This window comes from Collinsella sp. TM05-38, assembly GCF_003466445.1.
Taxonomy (GTDB): domain Bacteria; phylum Actinomycetota; class Coriobacteriia; order Coriobacteriales; family Coriobacteriaceae; genus Collinsella.
Genome location: NZ_QSPM01000006.1, coordinates 44944 through 66357, shown reverse-complemented (window position 1 = coordinate 66357; position 21414 = coordinate 44944). Strand labels below are relative to the sequence as shown.

The 21414-nt window shown below is 60.8% G+C and carries 17 protein-coding genes; 6 read left to right on the top strand and 11 right to left on the bottom strand.

The window, feature by feature from the left end:
- Positions 1-28 precede the first annotated feature (28 nt).
- The 3 genes from DXD49_RS04650 to DXD49_RS04640 all read right to left on the bottom strand — a co-directional run bounded on the left by DXD49_RS04650 (position 29) and on the right by DXD49_RS04640 (position 4849).
- Entirely contained in the window at positions 29-2710 is a 2682-nt protein-coding gene (locus DXD49_RS04650; RefSeq protein WP_117794345.1) for an RNA helicase, read from the bottom strand.
- 309 nt (positions 2711-3019) lie between these two features.
- Positions 3020-3859, bottom strand: coding sequence for a tRNA (guanosine(46)-N(7))-methyltransferase TrmB (locus DXD49_RS04645; RefSeq protein WP_117794344.1), 840 nt, complete (start codon positions 3857-3859; stop codon positions 3020-3022).
- 117 nt (positions 3860-3976) lie between these two features.
- Positions 3977-4849, bottom strand: coding sequence for a class I SAM-dependent methyltransferase (locus DXD49_RS04640; RefSeq protein WP_117794343.1), 873 nt, complete (start codon positions 4847-4849; stop codon positions 3977-3979).
- A 265-nt stretch (positions 4850-5114) separates the two neighbouring features.
- Between DXD49_RS04640 and DXD49_RS04635 the strand changes: the two genes are divergently transcribed.
- The 4 genes from DXD49_RS04635 (at position 5115) to DXD49_RS04620 (ending at position 9608) form a co-directional block, all read left to right on the top strand.
- Positions 5115-5831: a helix-turn-helix domain-containing protein gene (locus DXD49_RS04635; RefSeq protein ID WP_117794342.1), complete on the top strand. Its 717-nt coding sequence runs from the start codon at positions 5115-5117 to the stop codon at positions 5829-5831.
- Positions 5831-6727 (top strand): DUF4097 family beta strand repeat-containing protein, encoded by an 897-nt coding sequence (locus DXD49_RS04630; RefSeq protein ID WP_158564862.1) that lies wholly within the window; start codon positions 5831-5833, stop codon positions 6725-6727. The genes DXD49_RS04635 and DXD49_RS04630 overlap by 1 nt, the downstream gene beginning before the upstream one ends.
- Positions 6728-6824: 97 nt before the next feature.
- Positions 6825-8732, top strand: a complete 1908-nt coding sequence (locus DXD49_RS04625) for an elongator complex protein 3 (RefSeq protein ID WP_117763707.1) — start codon at positions 6825-6827, stop codon at positions 8730-8732.
- Positions 8733-9608 (top strand): spermidine synthase, encoded by an 876-nt coding sequence (locus tag DXD49_RS04620; protein ID WP_117794341.1) that lies wholly within the window; start codon positions 8733-8735, stop codon positions 9606-9608. It begins immediately after the preceding gene.
- Positions 9609-9726: 118 nt separating this feature from the next.
- Here the strand turns inward: DXD49_RS04620 and DXD49_RS04615 are convergent, their stop codons facing one another.
- The 5 genes from DXD49_RS04615 to DXD49_RS04595 all read right to left on the bottom strand — a co-directional run bounded on the left by DXD49_RS04615 (position 9727) and on the right by DXD49_RS04595 (position 17692).
- A complete protein-coding gene (locus DXD49_RS04615) occupies positions 9727-12165 on the bottom strand; it encodes a DEAD/DEAH box helicase (protein ID WP_117794340.1) in 2439 nt (812 codons plus the stop codon).
- Positions 12166-12281: 116 nt separating this feature from the next.
- The gene (locus tag DXD49_RS04610; protein ID WP_117734522.1) at positions 12282-13586 is read right to left on the bottom strand and encodes an ATP-binding protein; all 1305 of its coding nucleotides are present in this window, start codon (positions 13584-13586) and stop codon (positions 12282-12284) included.
- Positions 13579-15339, bottom strand: coding sequence for a TerB N-terminal domain-containing protein (locus DXD49_RS04605; protein WP_233541749.1), 1761 nt, complete (start codon positions 15337-15339; stop codon positions 13579-13581). Before DXD49_RS04605 ends, DXD49_RS04610 begins: the two co-directional genes overlap by 8 nt.
- Positions 15340-15426: 87 nt before the next feature.
- Complete coding sequence (locus DXD49_RS04600; RefSeq protein ID WP_199407129.1) at positions 15427-16143, bottom strand: DUF554 domain-containing protein; 717 nt, start codon at positions 16141-16143, stop codon at positions 15427-15429.
- Positions 16144-16261: 118 nt separating this feature from the next.
- A complete protein-coding gene (locus DXD49_RS04595; RefSeq protein WP_117794339.1) occupies positions 16262-17692 on the bottom strand; it encodes a hypothetical protein in 1431 nt (476 codons plus the stop codon).
- Positions 17693-17752: 60 nt separating this feature from the next.
- On the opposite strand from DXD49_RS04595, the gene DXD49_RS09600 reads away from it, so the two are divergent.
- Positions 17753-17944, top strand: coding sequence for a hypothetical protein (locus tag DXD49_RS09600; RefSeq protein ID WP_147336914.1), 192 nt, complete (start codon positions 17753-17755; stop codon positions 17942-17944).
- A 31-nt stretch (positions 17945-17975) separates the two neighbouring features.
- Here DXD49_RS09600 and DXD49_RS04585 read toward each other — a convergent pair whose 3' ends face one another.
- The 3 genes from DXD49_RS04585 to DXD49_RS04575 form a co-directional block, all read right to left on the bottom strand.
- On the bottom strand, positions 17976-18575 hold the full coding sequence (locus DXD49_RS04585) for a hypothetical protein (RefSeq protein WP_117734519.1): 600 nt from the start codon (positions 18573-18575) through the stop codon (positions 17976-17978).
- An 89-nt stretch (positions 18576-18664) separates the two neighbouring features.
- A complete protein-coding gene (locus DXD49_RS04580; protein ID WP_117734518.1) occupies positions 18665-19174 on the bottom strand; it encodes a hypothetical protein in 510 nt (169 codons plus the stop codon).
- The gene (locus DXD49_RS04575) at positions 19171-19467 is read right to left on the bottom strand and encodes a hypothetical protein (RefSeq protein WP_089573322.1); all 297 of its coding nucleotides are present in this window, start codon (positions 19465-19467) and stop codon (positions 19171-19173) included. The genes DXD49_RS04580 and DXD49_RS04575 overlap by 4 nt, the downstream gene beginning before the upstream one ends.
- A gap of 345 nt (positions 19468-19812) precedes the next feature.
- Here DXD49_RS04575 and DXD49_RS04570 point away from each other — a divergent pair, with 345 nt between their 5' ends.
- Complete coding sequence (locus tag DXD49_RS04570; RefSeq protein WP_233505210.1) at positions 19813-21414, top strand: FAD-binding oxidoreductase; 1602 nt, start codon at positions 19813-19815, stop codon at positions 21412-21414.

The following is a 21414-nucleotide window of genomic DNA, read 5'->3' as shown; positions in this document are numbered from 1 at the left end:
CCGCTTCATTTCGTTCCAGTATGTACGGCTAGTCCTCGAGCAAATCCTCGATAAAGCCGACACGGTAGTTCTTGAAAATGACCTCGCCGCCGTCTTGCGTGGCATCCAGGTCGACATCGCCCATGATGCCAAAGTCGTGGTCGCCGTCCTCGTCGGCAAAGATCTGGTGCACGTGCCACACGTGGAGCGCCTTCTCGTCGGACTCGTCGATCGAGAACATGGCGGAGCTGCGCGCGTCGCCGTTGGTGAGAATCTCCTCGTGCTGCTCATGGTAGGCATCGAGCGCTTTTTGCCAACGGATTTCGCTCATGCCCCAGTCGTCGTCGAGCTCACCCAGGTCGCGTACGTGCCCGCGGGCGGCAAGGGTCACGCGGCGGAAGAGGGCGTTGCGCACCAGTAGCGTGCAGCCGCGGCGGTCCGCCACGACCTCGTCGATGCCTTGCGGCGGCGCAGCGTCGAGTGCCGCTGGGTTGCCGGCGTTTTCCCACTCGTCCACCAGGCTCGAGTCCACCGAGCGCACCACAAAGCCCAGCCACGAGATAATGTCGCGCAGGCGCTCGTCGCGCTTCTCGATGGGTACGGTGCGGTCGAGCGAGCGGTAGGCCTCTGCCAGGTAGCGCAGCAAAATGCCCTCGGAGCGGGCGATTCCGAGCTTTTGGATATAGCCCTTAAAGTCGCTCGCGCTCTCCAACATGTCGCGCAGGACGCTCTTGGGCGAGAGCTGGTAGTCGTTTGCCCAGGGCACTTCCTGGCAGTACTTGTCAAAGGCGGCATCGAGCAGCTCCTCGAGCGGCTTTTCGTACGTGACGTCCTGAATGCGCTCTAGGCGTTCCTCATATTCGACGCCGTCGGCCTTCATCTCGGCCATAGCGCGGTCGCGCGCGGCACGCTCCTGGGCGCGGAGCACCTGCTTAGGGTCTTCGAGTGTGGCCTCGACCATGCTGATGAGATCCATGGTATAGGTCTCGCTCTCGGGGTCGAGCAGCTCCAGCGCGGCAAGCAAAAATGGCGAGAGCGGTTGATCGAGCGCGAAGTCCTCGGGCAGATCGACCGTCAGCGCATAGTCGATGTCTGGCGTGGCGTCGGCCGGGGCGTTGGGTGCGGGCGGCACCTCGGTACGCACGACGACGCCGGAATCGATGAGCGTGGCGAAGATTTCGTCGGCGCGAACCTCGAGCTTGGCCTTTTCCTCGGGGGTCTGCAAGCTTGTCTCGATAAGGTCGTGCACGCGGGCGCGGGCGTCGCCGTCCTGCTCGACTACGCTAATCACCATAGAGTGCGTGATGCGCAGGCGCGGCTTGAGTGTCTCGGGCTGCGTCTCGATCAGGCGCTCAAAGGTCTGCTTGTTCCAGGTGACAAAGCCCTCGGGCGCCTTCTTCTTTTTAATCTTGCGAAGCTTCTTGGGATCGTCGCCCGCCTTTGCCATGAGCTTGGCGTTTTCAATCTCGTGCTCAGGTGCCTCGGCAATCACCATGCCCTCGGTATCGAAGCCCGAGCGGCCGGCGCGACCGGCAATCTGGTGGAACTCGCGGGCACGCAGGCGACGCATCTTGTAGCCATCGAACTTGGTGAGTGCGGTGAGCACCACGGTGTGGATGGGTACGTTGATGCCGACGCCGAGCGTATCGGTACCGCAGATGACGGGCAGTAGGCCCTGCTGCGCCAAGCGCTCGACCAGCAGGCGATAGCGCGGCAGCATGCCGGCATGGTGCACGCCGACGCCGCATCCGAGCAAGCGCTTAAGAATCTTGCCAAAGGCCGTGGAGAAGCTCGTGCCTTTGGCGGCTTCCTTAATAGCCTCGCGTTGCTTCTTGCTGGCGATGCCAAAATTGGCGAGGGATTGCGCCGTTGCAAGTGCGGCATCCTGGCTAAAGTGCACGATATAGAGCGGGGCCTCGCCGCGGCGCATGGCGAGCTCGACCGTGCCCTCGAGAGAGGTCGTTACATAGTCGTAGCTCAGCGGAACAGGGCGCGGGGCATCGACGACCAAGTCGCAAGCAGCGCTGGTGTGCTCCTCGAGTGAGGCGGCGATCGCGGTGACATCGCCGAGCGTGGCGCTCATGAGCATAAACTGCGTGTGGGGCAGGGTGAGCAGCGGCACCTGCCAGGCCCAACCACGATCGGGGTCGGCAAAGTAGTGGAACTCGTCCATGGCTACGCAGCCCACATCGGCATCTTCGCCCTCGCGCAGTGCGTCGTTGGCCAGGATCTCTGCCGTGCAGCAGATGACGGGCGCCTTGGTGTTGATGTGCGTGTCGCCGGTGATCATGCCTACGTTATCGCGGCCGAGCACCTGCACCAGGTCGAAAAACTTTTCGCTGACCAGGGCCTTGATGGGGGCCGTGTAATAACAGCGCTTGCCCTGCGCCATGCCCATAAAGAGCATGCCCAGCGCGACAAGTGACTTACCCGAGCCGGTCGGCGTGCCTAAGATGACGTGATCGCCGGCGGCCAGGTCCATGAGGGCCTCTTCCTGGTGGCCCCACAGCTCAATGCCGCGGTCGCTCGTCCATTCAAAGAAGCGCTCGAAGGCCTGATCGGGCGTGAGCCACGGTTCGGGCTCGCTGCCATCCTCGGGCTCCCACCAAGTGGGGGAGAGCGCGCCGAGCGAGCCGAACTCTGCCTCGGTTCCCGTGCCGCCCGAGAATGAGCTGGCAGCGCCGGCGCCGGAGACGGTGCTGGCGGCGGTATCTGTTGTGGTCTGTGCCATGTGGTTGCTTTCTCTCGCGTTTGTCCGCCAACTATTATGGCGTAGCGTCGCATCGATGCGTTCGCAGGCAAGAAAATGCAGGAAATGGGCGTTCTGCCCAGCCGTTTGGTGCAGTCGCCAGCTAAGTGAGTAGACTTTTTGCGATATCGCGAGCACATGGCTTTTGCGCAAGGGCTCTACCTGCGGTTTTAGTTTTCGTTATGCGGGTTGTGCTTGGCTATTGCAAAAAAGTCTACTCACTTAGGTTTGAGGGTCGTTCGTCGGCGCCTATTTGCGTTTGGCTACCGGCGCCGCGACTGCCAAAAGCCCCTAGGACTCTTGCGGCAGGCGCTTCTTGCCCTTGCGGGCGCGGTTTTTAAAATTCTCGACGGCCTCTTCCATGCCCAGGGGCACGTACGTGAGCTCATTAAGGTCGTCGGGCAGGTAGCAGGCAAGACTTTGCTCCTGCATGCGCCCCGCCGTGAGCTCATCGTCACCGGGCTGTGCGCCGGGTGTGGCGCAAATGCCGTAGACAACGGCACCCATCTCGCGCGTACGGCACTCATATTCGGTCTCGGGATGCTCGGGATGGTCGCGGCGGACGTCGTCACTTACCCAACGCGTGTCGTAGCCTGCCGCGGCAAACTGCCCCAGAGCGTAGTCGCGCAATGGTTTACTGTCGGTGCGCAGCGTGACGGTGGCGCCAGCTGCAAGGAGCGGGCGGTAGAGCATCAGATGGTCGACATGGACGAGCCGCTTTTTGGCGTACTTGGCTTTGGGCTGCGGCGTGGGAAAGTTGATGGTGATGGCATCGAGCTCGCCTGCGGCAAACAGCGCGGGCAACGCTGCAGCTCCGCGCGGGAGTACGAGCGCGTTGGGCAGCCCCTGCTCGCAGATTTTCTGTGCGGCATAGGCGATGCAGATGGGCTCCTGGTCCATACCGACAAAGAGCGTGTCGGGTTCACGGCGAGCTCGCTCAACCAGATAGGTGCCTTTGCCGCAGCCTAGATCCAGATGAAGGCGGGTAAAGGGCAGGCCGCCGGCTGGCGCGCAGGCTTCGCCCCAATTCCCGGCATAGGCCTCGGGGTTCGTCTCAATCGCATCGGCGTAGCGCTCCAGGCGCTCTTCGAGCACAAAGTTCTTAGGCGTGCGAACGTGGACGGCTCCCATGAGGCTCCTTGGTTATACGCATGGAACGCATGACTACGCGTTCCGTCAACGGGTTGGAAAAGGTGGGCATGGTTTGCCCGGAAGTTGCGGCGCGACTCGGCGGCGGGTCGCCGATGCCTACAGGCGCTTGAGGATCACATAGCGGTTGAGCTCGCCGCTGCGACCGTCGGCGTGGAAACGCTCGAGCTCGCGTACGGGAACCTCGCCACTCTTGTAGAACGTACGAACGCCGCGCACCAGGTCGGTGATCTGCTGATCGTCAAAGTGGTGGCAATAGCGGTAGGCATGGCGGTCGTTTTGCCATCCAATGAGGTGGTCGCCGGCTTCGAACTGCGCGGAATCGTAGTCCTCAAACGGCGGGGTGAGCTCAGCGCGGGCCTCGGCGCGAACGGCTTTGCGTGCCATACGCTCGTCGTTCATAAACTCCCAAAAGCTGATGGCGATGATACCGCCCGGGCGCGTCTGGCGCACCAGGGCGTCGAGCACGCGCACGCGATACTCGCACGACGGCACGTGGTGCATAAAGCCAAAGCAGACCGAGATGTCGGCGAGCGGGGCGTCGAAAAGCGCGTCGGGTGTCTCGGCGGGGTTGAGCTTCATGAGGGCATCGAGCACGTCGAGTTCCTGGAAGTGCAGGTTGGGGATGCGCAGGGCGTGGCCATGAGCATCGATGGCCAGGTCTTGGCACGAGTCGACGCCATAGAACTCAAGCGGGCAGCTGGCGTCTGCCGAGGGACTCGTGCCGTCGACGCCTTTGGCGGCAAGTGTGCCGCCGGCGGCAAAGTTCTCGAATCGCATATTGCCGCAGGCGAGATCGAAGACGCGGACGGGATGCTCGATCGTGGCGACGTCGAGCTGCCCGAGCGCGATGTCCATGGTGCGCACCCAGCCAGGCCACGGGGCCTGGCGCGTATCGGAAAAAGAGGCGGAGTGCTCGCGATAGAACGTATTGTTGAGCTGGATGAGCGATGAGGCGAAATCGCGGTTCACGGCGCGGAACTCCCTCCGTTGGCGGTGCGGAATAAACAGTACGACCATACTACCGTTAACACCGCAACGGGGACAACCGAGCTGCGGGCCATTGCTTTGTTTGGACGCATTTTCGCAGCTCATATGTGCCCGCAACCGTCGGTTGTCAAAAATCTCACTAGAATAGGTGGCATGCTTTTGGCGGTGGCGGATAGATTTTTAACTGTGCAAGGCGCCTTAAGAAAAAACGGTCCGGCGGCACGGCTGGCATCGCATAGGAGGAACCATGAATGTAGAAACTGCGCAGCGGCTCGCCGACCTTCGCCGCAGCAAGGGCTTTAGCCAAGAGGGATTGGCGCGAAAGCTGGGACTGTCGCGCCAGGCGGTCAGTAAATGGGAGCGCGCGGAGAGCTCGCCCGATACCGAGAACCTGATCTCGCTCGCCAAGCTCTATGGTGTGAGTCTGGACGAGCTGCTCAATCCGAGCGACGAGATCGAGGACGATATCGAGTTTGAGAATGAGGACCGCGCCCGCCAGCGCGAGGCCGAGGCGGCGGAGCGAGCCCGTACCCACGAGGCGGCGGCACGCGCTACCGAGGCCGCAACGCAGGCGAGTGATGCCGCGGCTAAGGCGGCGCAGGCTGCAAGCTGGAGCGCGCAGGCGGCTAACGCCGCGACGGCGCAAGCGACGAACGCCGGTGCGGTCAATCCGACTCCGGTGAAAGGACCGTTCCAGTCGTTCCCGTATTGGGCTGTGTGCTGGATGCTGTTCTTTTTGCTGATGTTCCTGTTTGGCGCCGGTCCCTTTGCCGCGCTGATCTTCTTTACGATTCCCATCTATCACTGGGTGGCGCGTGCGCTCGATGGTGATTGGGCGCGCGGGGATATTCAGGTTGGTCCGGCGCCGGTGGCAGCTAGGGCTCAGAATGTTTCCGCTGCGGTTGACGCTGACGTGACCACCGCGGCCACCGCTGAGCCGATTGCCAAAGAGGGTGATGAATGATGAAGCTTTCGCATGAATCCAAGGTGCGCTTGGGCGTTGGCATCGGAGCGTTTGTGCTCATCATCGGGCTTGTCTTTGGCATTTCGCGGCTATTGGCTCATTCCGATATGGTGCGTACGACCGGTATTCTATCTGGCAATTTGTCTGATTTTGACGATATGTTTGACGACGATGATCTCTTGGATAGCGGTAACTATTCCGCTCGGCCTCAACAACTTTCGAGCGAAACGTTTGATGCCGACGCGTTCACATCGCTTGACTTGGACGTGACGTCGGGCACGGTCGAGGTCAAACACGTCACCGGCGGCCCGGTGCGTGTTATCGAAAGCGGCCGCGTTGCGAAGGGGACGTCTGCTTCTGATGCGGCTACCCGGAACCTTGCTGAGGTCAAGGGCTCTACGCTCAAGATCAGTCAGTTCGACTACGATGATAAGCGCGCGATTGACCGCACAATTACCATTGAGCTGCCGCGAGATGTTGCGGATAGCCTGGCGGGCATTACGGCGAATGTAGGATCAGGCGACCTGACGGTCGCGGACATTGCGTGCCATGATCTGGATATAACGTTGAATTCGGGAGACGTCGAGTTTACGGGCGCCGTGACCGATACCCTGAATACCGAGGTCGGTTCGGGCGATGCGACGTTTGAGCTGAATCAGGCCCCCGCGAGCTCGATGGACGTTACCGTGGGCTCGGGCGATGTAGAGATAACGGTTCCGAACTCTACGGGCTTTAAGGCGAGCCTTACCCTGGGCAGTGGCGACTTCGAGAGTGATTTCCTTCCGCTTGGCTACGATGGCGAGACCATATTGAATTCTGAATTCGACAATGGCGATAAGTCCGCCACGTATCGTTTTGAGATCGGCTCGGGCGACGTGTCGTTTGATTCGGAGTAACGGGCGCTTTTCGAAAACCCGTAAGCATAGACGCGCTGTTTGATGAAGGCGCCGAAGCCGAGATCGGCTTCGGCGCCTTTGCCTTTACAATGGGGGCATGGAACAGATTATCTTGAACATACTCGAGGCTCTGCGTCGCGGCGAGACCGTGGACGACAAAGCGCTCGTCAAACTGATACATGCCGAGGCGCGCCGCGAGGGTGCCGACAAACGCGATTTGGCCAAGCGCCGTCTGCTGCCGTTCTACCAGCGGGTTAAACGTGAGGAGCCGGCTCGGTGGGCTGCGTGGAATGTCGATTCCGATCTGGAACGTCAACTGCTGCAGGTGCTGCGTATGAAGCCGCGCCGAACGGCCTCGGGCGTGGCGACCATTACCGTCATCACCAAGCCGTGGCCGTGCTCGGGCGATTGCCTGTTTTGCCCCAACGACCTGCGCATGCCCAAGAGCTATCTGCACGCTGAGCCGGCGTGCGCCCGTGCGGAGCAAAACTGCTTTGATCCGTATCTGCAGGTGAGCGCTCGTCTGACCGCGCTTTCGCAAATGGGGCATGCGACCGACAAGATCGAGCTCATCGTACTTGGCGGTACTTGGAGCGACTATCCGCAAGGGTATCAAACATGGTTCGTGTCGGAGCTTTTCCGTGCGCTCAATGACGATGCCGTGGCCGGCGTGGCAGCCAACCCCATGTTGGCGCGTCCGGGCATCAGCCGTGCCGAGGCGGGGCGCCTGCTCGATGACGCTCCCGCCGATGCCCTGCCGCCGGTGGTGGCGGTGCGTCGCGAGCGCTATAGGACTGCCGGCATTGCGACCGATGAGGCTGAGCTTGCCGCCGGCGTTGCCGGCGAGCAAGGGCGTGTGGATGCTGCCGTGGGTGGCTATAACCGCGCGGTGCGAAAGCTCTATGGCCCCGGCACGCCGTGGGGCCGGGTTGCCGAGTGGCAGACGGCAACAATGGAGGAGCTTGAGCGCCAGCAGCGCATCAACGAGACGGCGAAGCATCGCGTGGTGGGGCTCGTTATCGAGATGCGCCCCGATGCCGTGACGCCGCAGGCGCTCACGCTCATCCGCCGTCTGGGCTGCACCAAGATTCAGATGGGCATCCAGAGTCTCGACCAGCACCTGCTCGATATCAACGAGCGTCGCATTTCGGTGGCGCAGATCGATCGGGCGTTTTCGCTCGCGCGCCTGTTTGGCTTTAAGATCCACGCACATTTTATGCTTAACTTGCTGGGCGCCACGTCCGCGGGGGACAAGCGCGACTACGAGCGCTTTATGACCGAGGGCGCCTTTATGCCCGACGAGGTCAAGGTCTACCCGTGTGCGCTCATTGAGGGCTCGCGTCTGGTGGGATGCTACGAGCGTGGCGAGTGGCGCCCCTATACCGAGGACGAGCTGCTCGATGTGTTGGCCGATGACATCGTGGTGACACCGGCGTTCTGCCGCATTAGCCGTATGATTCGCGACTTTAGTTCCGACGACATTATGGTGGGCAACAAGAAGCCTAACCTTCGCCAGCTGGTCGAGAATCGCCTGGCGGCGCAGGGCAAGGGCGCCAAGGTGCGCGAGATTCGCTATCGCGAGATCAGCACGGCGGGCGCCGACCTGGGCGAGTTGACCCTTAACGAGGAGGTGGCGTACGAGACGCCGGTGACGCATGAGCGCTTTTTGCAGTGGGTAACGCCGCAGGGCAAGATCGCGGGCTTTTTGCGCTTATCGCTGCCCGACCGCGCATTTGTTGCCGCGCATGCGGACGAGTTGCCGACGACGCCGGACGAGGCGATGATTCGTGAGGTGCACGTGTATGGTATGGCCGCGCGCGTGGGCGATCAAGGCCAGGCGGCTCAGCATCATGGATTGGGGCGCTCGCTGGTGGAGCGCGCGTGCGAAATTGCTCGGGATGCGGGCTATGCGCGCATCAACGTGATTAGCGCGATTGGCACGCGTGAGTACTATCGCCATTTGGGTTTTTATGATCATGGACTCTATCTGCAAAAGGAGCTCTAGATGAACAAGCCGAGTGTTTCTGCCGGTGTCGTTGCCGGCGTTGCCCTGGGAGCCGCGGCGCTCGGTGCGGCCGCCGTTGCTGTTCGCGCTGCCCGTCTGCAGGTCGCGAGGACCCGCAATGGGCTGGCGCGCGTGAAGCGCGTGCACGATGAGAACGGCGACGAAGTCCGCGTGTTGGTGCAAGGCGGCGTGTACCAAAGCGCGACCTATGTTGGCGAGCGTTGGGCAGAGCCCGTCTTTGCGTACTATCGTGCGTTTGACGATGTGTTTGAGGCCGAGGATGCCATGCGCGATGCTTGTAGTCATGGCATCGACCGCATGCTTATGCTGGGCGGCGGCGGGTTTGCCTATCCCAAGTTTGCGCTGATGTCGCACGAGAACTTGCGCATGGACGTCATTGAGTACGACGCCGAGATTACGCGTCTAGCACGTCGTTGGTTCTATCTGGACGAGCTGGAGCGCACGGTGGGAGACCGCTTGCGGGTGATTACCGCCGAGGCTCGCTCGTATCTGGGCGTGACGAGCGTGGGGCATCGTCGCTACGATGTCGTCGTGAGCGATTGCTTTGGCGGTGCCGAACCCGTGCGCGAGCTGGCGACGATTGAGGCGCTGCGTTTGGTGCGGGGCAGCCTGAACCCCGGCGGTATCTATGCTGCCAATATCGTGAGTGCAAACGAGGGGAGCGATGTGACGTTCCTGCGCGATTGCGTTGCCACGGCGCTCGAGGTGTTTGCGCATGTTTGGGTGGTTCCCTGCGGCGACGCGGAATTTGGCGGCGAAGAGAACTACCTGCTCATTGCCAGCGACGGTGACTACACCTTTGCCGAAGCCGTGCCCTTCGATGCCGACTTCTTCGGCACGGCCTTCCGCGACTAGCCTATTCGGGGCGGGCCTCTTTCGACCAGTCTTTTTGGGCTTTTTAGCTACCCCGGCAGGTAACGCGAACGGTTTGGCTGATTAACGGCAGGGATAGCTAAAAGAGCCCCGTCCCAAATTAGCTGGTCCAGCTGCGGATGCGCTGCTTCATGCCCTCGATATCGAGTACGCCTTCGGCAAAGCCCTTGCGCACGAGTTCCTCAGGAACAAATTCGTCGTAACGATCAAAGTAAGGCACCTCGCCGGGATAGACGAGCTCAATGGGATCGAAGTCCTTCTCGGCCTCGGCGGCGAGCACCTCAAAGAACGTCTCCTCGTCGGCCTTCATCTTAAACTGCATATAGTACGGTCGCGACGGGTCGAGTCCGCGAAGGCCCAGCTCAGCGGCACATTTAATCTTGAGCATGCGCTCGAGCGCCAAAAAGGCGTAGCTGCCCAGCCAGGGGAAGAGCACCCAGGTATCGCCGCCCAGGTTGATGAGCGGCTTGGTTCCTGCGCCCGAAATCTCGGCCGTATGACGAGCCTGCGCCAAGCGGGCTCTCGCGTTACCCATGAGGTACGGATATGCCGCGTGCTCGTTAAGCGCTTTGCGCATACGCTCGAGTACGTGTGTATTAATGTCGCCGGGGCAGTCGCCAAAGTAGGCCGGCACGCGACCTTTGACCTGTGTGGCAAAGACGGTATGACGCTTCCAGTCCACTTCCTCGACAATCCAGCAGTGTCCGGCGATGGCGATGCGCTCACCGGGCGGTGGCGGATTGACGATCGTGCCCAATTCGGCCGACTCGCTGCGAACGGTGAACTCCTCGTTTTCCTGAAACACGGCGTAGAACTTAAAGTTGTTAATGATGCGCTCGCCTGCGAGACCCACGATGAGCCCGCCGCCCTCGGTGATCTGAATATGGTCGATGGTAATGAGGTGACGGAGCAAGACGCGATAGTCATCGGCCGAGATGCGGTGAAAATAGCTGAGCGTGAGCACACGCTGGGCAAGTTCTGCCGGCGTGAGCTCACCGGTGCTGGCAAGTGTCGACATGGTCTGGTGATAGAGCAGACTATAGGGGAGTCGATCGAGCTCGGGTGGCTCGACCCACTTTTCCTCACGATAGAGTTGTACGAGCGCGATGCCCTGCAGGAGCTTCCACGGAATGGTCTCGGGCATCATCGTGCGCGGCTCGGGCTCTTCCTCGCGCATGACAAACCACATCTCGGGTGGAAGATCGCGGCGTCCTGTGCGGCCCATGCGCTGCAAAAAGGAGCTGACGGTAAACGGTGCATCGATCTGGAATGCGCGCTCCAGGCGACCGATATCGATGCCGAGCTCCAGTGTGGAGGTGGTGACGGTTGTCTGTGCCTGCTCCTCGTCACGCATCAGCTCCTCGGCGGTCTCGCGCAGCGATGCCGAAAGATTGCCGTGGTGGATGAGAAAGCGGTCGGGCTCGTGTCGGCTCTCGCAGTAGCTGCGCAGCATGGAGCATACGGCCTCTGCCTCCTCGCGCGAGTTGGCAAAGACCAGGCACTTGCGGCCGCGCGTATGTTCAAAGATGTAGCCCATGCCGGGGTCGGCGTTTTCGGGCGCGGTGTCGGTGGGGTTGAGAAGCGCCTGCTCGGTCGCCCGCGGGATATCGACTTCGCCCTCGGGGGCCGAGGAAGTGCGACGATCCCTAGAGGTAACCTTGCCCCGTGCCTGTTCGCGACGCTGACGGCGCTCCTCCTGCGTGAGCTGTCCGCTGTGACGTCTGTCTTGGGTGCCGGCGGGCAGTGCCGTGGACGTTGCCGCCTCGATGCGCTCGCACGCAAGCACCTCGGCCTCTTGGGGACCAGCACTCTCGAATCCTCGCTGCTGCGCCTGGGGGCCCGAGTTGTAGAAGTGCTCCATGGAGATGCGCCACACGCGACGCGGTTCCTCAAAACGGGGAATAACGCAGCTGCGTCCCGTTCCCTGCGAGAGAAAGGCGCCCGTGCGCTCGGGGTCGCCGATGGTAGCCGAAAGGCCAATGCGTCGGGGCTGCACACCTGCCATGCGCGAGAGGCGCTCGATAAGGCAGAGCGTCTGCCCGCCGCGGTCGCCACGCATAAGCGAGTGAACCTCGTCGATGACCACATAGCGCAGGTCGCAAAACATGCGCGGGATCGCCATGTGCTTATGGATCAGGAGCGCCTCGAGCGATTCGGGCGTAATCTGCAAGATGCCGCTCGGCTTTTTAATGAGCTTTGCCTTGTGCGACTGCGAGACGTCGCCATGCCAGTGCCAGACGGGGATATCGGCCTCTTCGCAGAGGTCGTTGAGGCGGACGAACTGATCATTGATGAGTGCTTTGAGGGGACCAATGTAGAGGGCGCCTACGCTTGTGGGCGGGTTTTCCCAAAACTCGGTCAGGATGGGAAAGAAGGCTGCCTCGGTTTTGCCAGAAGCGGTGGATGCCGTTAGGAGGACATTGTCTTGCGTGTTAAAGATGGCGTCTGCCGCCGCAACCTGGATAGAGCGCAGGCTCTCCCAATCGTGGGAGTAGATGAAGTCTTGGATAAACGGGGCGTAGCGGTCAAAGGCGTTCACGGGGCCTCCTTTCAACAACGGGTTATCAAACGCAACGGGCAATGGGTCGTCGAATTGCAATATCGGCATTTGCCCAGATAAAACCTACCAAAATAAACCTGTCCCTTTTTGGCAGGTTAGATGGTGAACTCGGCGAAGTTGCGGTCGCCGCCTGCGGTGCCGGTGTTGTCTGTTGCGGCTGTCGGCGCCAGCGCGTCGCCACCGACGCTTTGCAGCAACTCGGCTACGCTAGCGTCGGGGTTCTGACACAGGATATCGAGCAACTCGATAAAGTCACGAATGACTTCACGCGGCGTCAGGTGCGTATCGGCTCCCACGCGACCGAACTCAATCTTGAGGAAGTCCACCAGGTCGTTCTCGGTAAGCGTGGGCGTCCAGCCAAAGTAGCCGGCATGGATCTGCATGAGTTTTTCGATGAGCACCAGCAGCTCCTCATAGGTGAGTGGCTGCAGGCGGATGATGGGCGCGAGCATGTCCTTAAGGTCCTCGCGTGCAAAGCGGCCCTGGGCGAGTCGGCTGCGTAGGGCCTCGTAGGAAAACACACCGCGGCGGCGGTCCTCGATGGAGGTCGGCGTGCCACCCATGATCATGCCCAGGTACTGCGCCTTGCCCTGAAGTGTGTCGTTGTACATGGTCAGGATTTTCTCGTAGTTGTACTGGCGCGTGATGGCGTTGGGAATCTTATACAGATTCACGAGCTCGTCAATGAGCACCAGCATGCCTTTGTAGCCGCTGCAAACCAAAAAACGCGCGATGAGTTTGACGTAGTCGTACCAGTCGTCATCGCTGATGATGGTTGAGGAGCCCAGCTCGGCGCGAGCCTCGCTCTTGGTGCGGTATTCGCCGCGGATCCATTTGGTCACGCGGCTCATGGCCTCTTCGTCGCCCTCGGATACGGCCGCGCGATAGCGGCGGAGCATGCGGGTGAAGTCGAAGCCGTGGACCATCTCCTCGAGCGGGGCTAGTTGGGCATTGACGACCGACTCGTCGACGTCGGCACACGAGGCGACCCAACGATCCAGGATAAGGTTGAGCGCACCGCCCTCGGGGCGCGTTTTAGTCGATATATTGCGGATGAGCTCGCGGTAGGTGGCAAGGCCCTGTCCCTGACCGCCCTGGAGACGGCGCTCAGGGGATAGATCGGCATCGGCGACGACGAACCCCTCGCCCATGGCGTGCGTGCGGATGGTTTGGAGTAAAAAGCTCTTGCCGGCGCCGTAGCGACCGACCAGAAAGCGGAAGCTCGCGCCACCGTCGGCGATGAGGCTCAGATCGGTGAGCAGGGCGCGGATCTCGACCTCACGTCCTACGGTGATGTAGGGAAGGCCGATGCGCGGGACCACGCCGCCCTTGAGCGAGTTGAGAATGACGGCGGCGACGCGCTTGGGCACGCGGGGTGCTGCGGATGCGGTATCACTCATGGTCTAGGTATCCTCTCACGTCTGCTTCGTAGTCCTCAATAATCTGCGGTCCTGCCGCGCTAAATTCAATTACGGTGTCGCCCACCAGATCAAAGAGCGCCTCGTTGATGGTATCGACGAGCATGTCCTCGCTCTGCTCCGATTGCGCTACCGCCGATTCCGCCTTTACTGCATTGTGCTCGAGCAGCGCGCGGAGATAGGCGTCTGCAGCAGGCGCGAGTTCGTTCGTGGCGTCAACGGGCGCAGCAGCTGTGAACGCGGGCGTCGGCACAAGAAGCGGCGCCACAACACCAAACTGTTCGGTGGAAATGGTTGGCTCGTCGGCCTCGTCCTGCCGAATGGGTGCCGCGACCGCCTCGACCGTCGCGTCTGCCACGGGCTCGGCTTTCGACCGTTCGGAGCCTGCCGTATCGACCTCTGCGAGCATACCGTCCTCGCGCTCCTCGTCGATCAAAAGCGCCTCGCGCGTTTGCGCGGCGGCGCTCCGAATGTGCCCCAGCTGACTCAGATCGATATCGATCTTGACGGGCTGGTGTGCGGCGTCCCATGAAAGCCATGCCACAATCTCGTCATCGATAATCTTGGCCAGATATTTGGGGACCTTTTCTTCCTTAAGGGGATGGGCGGGGTCCAGCGCCAGGCGCAGGCGTTGGTCGCAGGCGCGCATCATTTCACCGAGCTTGCTGCTCTTTTGCCTACTACCGTGGATACGCATGCATTCCCAAAAGCCGTTTTGGCAACGGTAGATATGGATAGGATCTAGGCGATATTCGCAGTCCTCGTGGCGCTCGGGCGCAAAGAATACGGCCGAGGCAAACATGGTGTAGGGCATGGCCGTCTCCTCCCCAAATAAACTCGCCACGATGCCGGTCTTTCGGTGCGTGTCATAGTAGCGCGCCATGCGGACATACACGGCGCACGCCACGTGGCGCAGATCGCGGTGGTGGCTGCGGTCGAGCAGCGAGTTACTTAGGTTATACGTGGAGAGGGCATTGATAGCGGCCATGAGTCGCTCCTCGCGCACCTCATCGGGCGGAAGGGGGAGCGTGGGCTCGGAGGTTTTGCGACGCTTGGGGGGCTGGCCGGACGGTGCCGGTGCTGGTACAAGGTCTCGTGCCGCGCGCCGCAGCTCGATAAGGGCGTTATCGAACATGACGGTTTTAGAGTCACGAAGCAGCTTGGGGTCGAGCCTGTGGAACACGGCGTAGTCCTGCAGCCACACGCGCGCAAACCTGTCGATGCCGGGCTCGAAGGCGCGATAGACATCCCAAAAAGCCTTGATCTTGTTAAAACCATCGAGCGGGTCATCTACGCCAATGCCGCAAATCAACTCATAGAGATACAGAAAGGCAAACGAGGTCGATGTCTCCTCAATATTCCCGCGGCGCACTTGGGCGCGCCAGGTAAAGTAGCCGCGCAGCTGCCGGTCGCTCATGGCGTTGTAGGTGGGAAAGTACGACTTAAAGGTGCCGTTGTAGGGACAGTCGTCCTCAAAGTCGGCCATCAGCAGGCCTTGGCGGTAGAAAAGCTCGGCTTCCGAAAGCCAACGGCCCGCGCCGCCCTTTGGGTCTTCTTGCCAACGCGATATCTCACGCATCTTGCGGTATTGGTCGGGGAGGAAGTTCTGCATCTGTCGGCCGGTCTTGAGAATCGGCTCGTCTGCGTAGATTTTGTTTGAGAAGCGGGCGGACTGATGGGTCCGGGCCTCGGCCATAATGCGCTCGATGAGCATCTTGATGTCCTGGTCGGCCACCGCTCCTCCTCTCGAACGCAGCTACGGTGACCTCATATCATAGCACAGCATCAAACAGATGTTCGAGATACCGCTGCGTAGATAGATTTAGAACAGGAGGGCGTAGATGACGGCGATGATGACGGAGGGAAGCATATTGGCAGTGCGGAAGGTCTGAGGACGGATGAGGTTGACGCCGACGCAGAAGATGAGCATGGAGCCTACGAGCGAAAGGCTGTCGAGGGCTGCCGTGGTCATGATGGGGGAGAGTGCACCGGCAAACAGCGTGATCGTCCCCTGGAACACGGCGACGGGCAGGGCGGAAAAGATGCAGCCGCGGCCAAGTGAGGCCGTCATGGTGCAGACGATGATGCAGTCCAGTGCGCCTTTGAGGGCAAGCGTTGACCAGTCGCCGAGCAGGCCGTCCTGGATCGATCCCACAATGGCCATGGCGCCGATACACACGGTGAGTGAAGTCGAGACAAAAGCGTTGGTGAACTCGTTATCGCCCTCGCTGCCGGTTTTGCGCTTGAGCCATTCGCCAAGGTTCTCAATGGCGGCCTCCAAGTTGACGGCCTCGCCGATGAGCGAGCCGAGGGCGAACGAGACAATGAGCATGGTGGTACCAGTGGTCGCCAGCGCCTTCCCATCGATAAGGAGCATCTTTTGCATGGTGCCGCCAAGGCCGATAAACAGGACGCACAGCCCCGACGCTTTCATGAGCGTGTCTTGGATACGCGGTGTGATAAAGCGACCGCCCGCTAATCCCAAAAGACCGCCCGCAACTAAAAGGACAACGTTGATGATTGTTCCCAAGCCCGGCATGAGCCCTCCTGTATTGATGCCAACGTGGCAATCGTAGCAGAATGGAATGCGAGGCACATCGCGACTCATCTAATACGTTATATAAGTGGTATTAGGAATGATGCGCAGTATTTAAGCCTCAGGTGGTTGTCGGGACATAGGGATAGTAGTCAAAGCGCAGTGTCATAAGCCGCTGTGGGGATTCAATAGCCGCGGCGATGATATTGGCATCGCGGGCACGATCAAACCCTTCGAGTTCGATCTGATACGAGACGTCTTGCATAATGTCCAGACGTCGCCAGGCTAGGAGTGTGTCGCCATCGAATTCCAAGGTCTTGCCTCCGTCTGGGGCAACGGCGTATAGGCGCAGTTTAGCGGTGGTTGCAGGGTCGACAACCGTGACCTTTTTAATTTCGTTTCGAGTATTCTTGGCGCCCAACAAGGTGAGCAGTGTTGGGGCCACGACCTCGCCCGATGGCAAAAAGACGACTTCGATGGATTCAGGAAATGCGATGATGGCCGACTTGCGGACGGGCTGATTGGCGGCGGCAACTTCGATGTTCGCAGCGTCGATGACCTCCGTGTGGTCGAGCGCGGCAAGCACGCAGCAGTTACCTTCATCGATCTCTTGAGGATCAGCAAGCCCCAGACTGTCCGCGAGCTCGGGATCGTTTTGATCGGTAGCGGGCTCATTCGGTGCTTCGAAAGAAGCTGGGACGCTGTTTGTCGGCGACGGCGTGTCGCCCGCACCCGCTTCCTTGTCCGCGCTCTCTTCTTGTATGGTTGCGTTGATGGGTTCGTCGTTTGAGGAGAGCGTCTTGGCGTCAAGCGCGGAGGGGAGAATTCCGATGGCTCCGGATCCGTTCCACTCCATTTCGAGAAGCGCCGGGTCGGCAAGAATGCGTTGCCTGCTTTGCGCGTGGGCATCGATTTCAATAGGGCCTGCTTCTATCCCTCGTGTAAGGCTGAGTGATCCGGCTGGCTTCTCGAAATGAGCATCTGTGTCTTTGGTGCTGACGGCGTAGAACAGCAGGGACGCTTCTCCCGCCGCGATGGCATCGGTGCCGGCTTTGGTCAGCCGCAACGATGCCGTGAATGAGAGGGTGGGCTGCGTGTCGTCTGCATTCGCGGCGGCGCAGCCCAGACATATACCACCTCCTTTCTCGAAAAACGCACCGTCGAAGGCGACCTTCGCTCCGTTCGCCGAGTCATCGACCGAAGCGATGTCGATGCGCAGCTCTAAATTGCATGGATCGCCATCTGCATCGAGCACAACCGAGCGCCACGTGCAGACGGCGCACCCCGCCTGGGAGCCGTTTGCCTTGTTCGAACGATTGATATCCACGACTATCGAGCCGTCCGTATTACGGCGAAGGCATCCCGAGGTTGAGATTGCAGCCTGTGCGAACGAAAAACGCTTGCACGCAATGGCGCTCGACGGATTTGGTGCGGAGCTTAGGGCTGCCGGTAAGAAGTCCGCCATGACGGGAGTCGCCCAGGCGGCGACAGGCGTTCCGGTTGCGAGCGCGCCGCAGAGTGCGACGACGGGCAAAAGGTTCTTCGATGCCATGGGGTCTCCTTAGCTAATTTAGTGCGGCCTGTCCGTGTTTTGTTTCTGGCTGCGTTTGATGTGCAGACCGAGGCCGGCGGTCCCCGCGCCTGCTGCTGTGGCGCCTGCTGCCAAGAGCCATCGTCTGTCGCCTGTCTGCGCCAACGGTTCCTCGCGGTCGCCACGGTCGAGCTCCGAGAGGTCGACCGTCACTTGCGTGGCGGCCTGTGCCTGTTCTTGCTGGGCAAAGGCCATGGCTGGCTCAAATGCTAGGATGCTGACGGCGGCGGCCAGGGCGACGGCCTTATGCCGTGTGCGCACCGGGCTCGACCGTCCAGGTGATCGTTGCAACCTGATCGCCTTCGCCGGTTACGCGGAAGATGTCGCGCGTGACGCGGGCGACGTTTCCGCTTGTCTTGAGCTTAATTTTGTCCGTGCCACCGGCAATGCCCTGGTAACCCATGTCGAAGGCTGCATTCTTGGAAAGATCGAGGCCCGTCTCCTGCATTGCGGTGCTAGCGTTCTGGAGTGCGCCGTCGGGGCCGACCTTAAAGTCGATGGAGTTCTGCGCGGTTCCGGCCTTGGCGTCGGCGGCAATGGTCCAGGTGTTCATGGCGTCGATCTTCATGTTGGTGACATGGATGCCGTAGGCCGAATGATTGTCGATGGTGGTCGCGTCTTCTGAGGGGCCCTGAAGCGTGCCGTCGGGCTTGGCGACGAAGGGAATAACCGTCGGAACTTTGAACTCAACGTTGTCGATCTCGGTCCTGACCATTACCTTCGTGGTTCCAACGCGCCCGGCTGCCATAGCTGGCGTCGGGGCGGCGCCCATTGCGAGCGCGAGCGCGAGCCCTGCGCCCACGACGAGCGCTCTGGCTCCGTTCATGTTCCTGGTGATGTCCATGGTCGTTCCTTTCTATTCGCCGCGGGCCGTCCCCGCGATGATTGGACAAATGCCGGTGAATTGCGTGCGGTGCCGCGTCGGCCGGAAAGCTAGTTCTCGGCTTGCTCAACCCGTACCTTGACACGTGTCGGATTGCCGTGGCTGTCGAGGGTCTTTGCATCGAGTGCCTGGATCTCGATGTATGCTTCGCCTTCTTTGATGTTGCCGGCGGGGCACGTCTCGATTGTCTTGCCGGTCTCGACCACACCGGATTCGTACATGGTCTCGTCGTTTTGGATGACGCGGAATCGCTGGGGAAATTTATTGTCTTGGACGTTTTGCACGTTGATGCGCAGCTTGCCGTTCTCCTGCAGCTGAGCGACCGGCGCGACCGAGATCGTCATCATGTTGTCGCGGACGATGGCATCGAGCTCATCTTGGATTTCTTGGCGCGATTTACCCTCTGCCGTCGTGACTGAGGCACCCGCTTCGGGCACGGGTTGCGACTGCCAGGCGTATAGCCCTACGGCGATGAGGGCGCAGACGATAGCCAGGCAGACAACGACGAGTTTCTTGCGACGTCCCAGTCCTGCGAGGCGGGGCGGCTTCTTCGCACTCATGCGGCATCCTTGGTGGTGTAGACACGTGCGAACGTGGACGGGTCCGCTCCAAAGAGCATGTGAAGCATCAGGCGGCGCGAGTAGATGAGCTCGTCGAAGTCGTGAGGGAGCTCGATGTCGTGGATACGCGCGATGTGGTGGGCGAGCGCCGAGAACGACTCGGGGTCGCAGATAACATCGGTGGTGACATGGTAGACCGCCGTATCGGGGAACGCCTCTTCGTCGAAAGGCAGGAGATAGGGATCGTCGTCGACCTCGATGGCGACGCCGTACTGGGGCCAGTAATATGCCATGGGAACCTCCCTGCTCTTGGGCCAAAACTTCTATCGGTTTTGGCTGTCGACGCCGACCCTATCAGTCGCAACTTGACCAATTTCTGACCAAATGCTTGACGGATTGGTTTCTCCGCAGGTAAAAGGCAGCAAAAATTACTTCAACTTTTTTCGAGCGACAATCGAGCAATCGGCGACGGCGTGGCCATATGTGTTAAAAGCATCGTCTGTCGAGGAAGACTTGCCGTTCGCCGAATTGCACGAACGTAAAAAACGCCAATTATGGAGACGGTCTCGAACACGTCGACGAAACGATGCGGTAACATCTCCCTGCAAACACTGTAGTTAGCTAAAGGGGGAGTTCGCGTGTCTGCAACCATCAAACCCTTCACCGACGAGTTCGAAGAGTATGGCCGCGATGAGTCTCGCACATCGGGCGAGGCCTCAAGCATCTCGTTTCCGACAACGGAGAACGAGGTCCGCGCCATTTTGAAAAAGCTCCATGCCGAGCGTGTCCCGGTGACGGTTCAGGGCGCCCGGACCGGTCTTGCCGCCGGCGCTGTGCCTCATGGCGGTCACATTCTCAATACTTCCCGCATGAATCGCTACTTGGGCCTTCGCCGCGATGAACAAGGCCGCTTTCTGCTGCGCGTGGAGCCGGGCGTTGTGCTTTCGGAACTGCGCAAGCAGCTGGGCAAGAAGGTACTGCCGGCCGATGGCTGGGACCAGGCATCGCTTAAGGCCTACGATGAGTTTCAAGAGGCCCGCGAGCAGTTCTTTCCCACCGATCCCACCGAGGCATCTGCCTGTCTGGGCGGCATGGCGGCATGCAACGCCTCCGGCGCCCGCAGCTACGCTTACGGCCCCATGCGCCCGCATATCACGGGACTCCACGTCGCGCTGGCTGATGGCGATTTGCTTGAGCTTCAGCGCGGCGAGGCTTTTGCCCAGGGCCGCCACCTGTCGCTCGTGACGGCAGAGGGCCACACACTCGAGCTCGATCTTCCTGGCTACACCATGCCCAAGACCAAAAATGCCTCGGGTTATTTTGTTGCGGACGATATGGACGCCATCGACCTCTTTATCGGCGCTTGCGGCACGCTCGGCGTTATCACCGAGCTCGAGATTGCCCTGCAAGCGGCACCTGCGGTCGTTTGGGGTGTGAGCTGCTTTTTCGATAGCGAAGACAAGGCCGTGTCCTTTACCGATTCCGTGCGCCCTGTCCTGTCCCATGCGGTTGCCATCGAGTACTTCGATGCTAGCGCCCTGGATATTCTGCGTCGCCAGCGCGAGCAGTCGACGGCGTTTGCCTCGCTGCCGGTGCTCGACAAAGAGGCCAAGGTCTGTGTCTACGTGGAGCTCGACTGCGATGACGAGGCCCAGGCGACCGAGGAGCTGTACCACCTGGGGTGGGTGCTGGAGCTTGCGGGCGGCCGCGACGATGCGACATGGGTCGCGCGCACCGAGGTTGATCGCGAGTGCCAGCGGTTCTTCCGCCATGCGGTCCCCGAGAGCGTCAACATGCTTATCGACGAGCGCCGCCGTATGGATCCTACCATCACCAAGCTGGGCTCGGACATGTCGGTGCCCAATGCACGCTTGGCCGATGTCATCGCTCTTTATCGTCGCACGTTGGCCGAAAGTGGGCTTGAATCTGCCGCTTGGGGTCACATCGGTAACAACCATCTGCATGTGAACATCCTGCCGCGCGATGCGCAAGACTACCGTCGCGGTGGAGAACTCTTTGCCCAGTGGGCTTCCGAGGTCACGGCCATGGGCGGTGCCGTTTCTGCCGAGCACGGCGTCGGCAAGATCAAGGCGGGCTTCTTGGAGACGATGTACGGCCACGAGGCCATGGTCGAGTCGGCGCGTCTCAAACTCCAGCTCGATCCTGCCGGCCAGCTGGGTCGCGGCAACCTGTTTGCGGAGAAGTTCTTGGATGGACTCGTCCAGAAGGGGGGCGCGTGA

Excerpts from the sequence above, each read along its gene's own strand:
- DXD49_RS04650 (WP_117794345.1), bottom strand. The coding sequence starts at position 2,710 with ATGGCACAGACCACAACAGATACCGCCGCCAGCACCGTCTCCGGCGCC.
- DXD49_RS04645 (WP_117794344.1), bottom strand. The coding sequence starts at position 3,859 with ATGGGAGCCGTCCACGTTCGCACGCCTAAGAACTTTGTGCTCGAAGAG.
- DXD49_RS04635 (WP_117794342.1), top strand. The coding sequence starts at position 5,115 with ATGAATGTAGAAACTGCGCAGCGGCTCGCCGACCTTCGCCGCAGCAAG.
- DXD49_RS04630 (WP_158564862.1), top strand. The coding sequence starts at position 5,831 with ATGAAGCTTTCGCATGAATCCAAGGTGCGCTTGGGCGTTGGCATCGGA.
- DXD49_RS04625 (WP_117763707.1), top strand. The coding sequence starts at position 6,825 with ATGGAACAGATTATCTTGAACATACTCGAGGCTCTGCGTCGCGGCGAG.
- DXD49_RS04620 (WP_117794341.1), top strand. The coding sequence starts at position 8,733 with ATGAACAAGCCGAGTGTTTCTGCCGGTGTCGTTGCCGGCGTTGCCCTG.
- DXD49_RS04610 (WP_117734522.1), bottom strand. The coding sequence starts at position 13,586 with ATGAGTGATACCGCATCCGCAGCACCCCGCGTGCCCAAGCGCGTCGCC.
- DXD49_RS04600 (WP_199407129.1), bottom strand. The coding sequence starts at position 16,143 with ATGCCGGGCTTGGGAACAATCATCAACGTTGTCCTTTTAGTTGCGGGC.
- DXD49_RS04595 (WP_117794339.1), bottom strand. The coding sequence starts at position 17,692 with ATGGCATCGAAGAACCTTTTGCCCGTCGTCGCACTCTGCGGCGCGCTC.
- DXD49_RS04585 (WP_117734519.1), bottom strand. The coding sequence starts at position 18,575 with ATGGACATCACCAGGAACATGAACGGAGCCAGAGCGCTCGTCGTGGGC.
- DXD49_RS04580 (WP_117734518.1), bottom strand. The coding sequence starts at position 19,174 with ATGAGTGCGAAGAAGCCGCCCCGCCTCGCAGGACTGGGACGTCGCAAG.
- DXD49_RS04575 (WP_089573322.1), bottom strand. The coding sequence starts at position 19,467 with ATGGCATATTACTGGCCCCAGTACGGCGTCGCCATCGAGGTCGACGAC.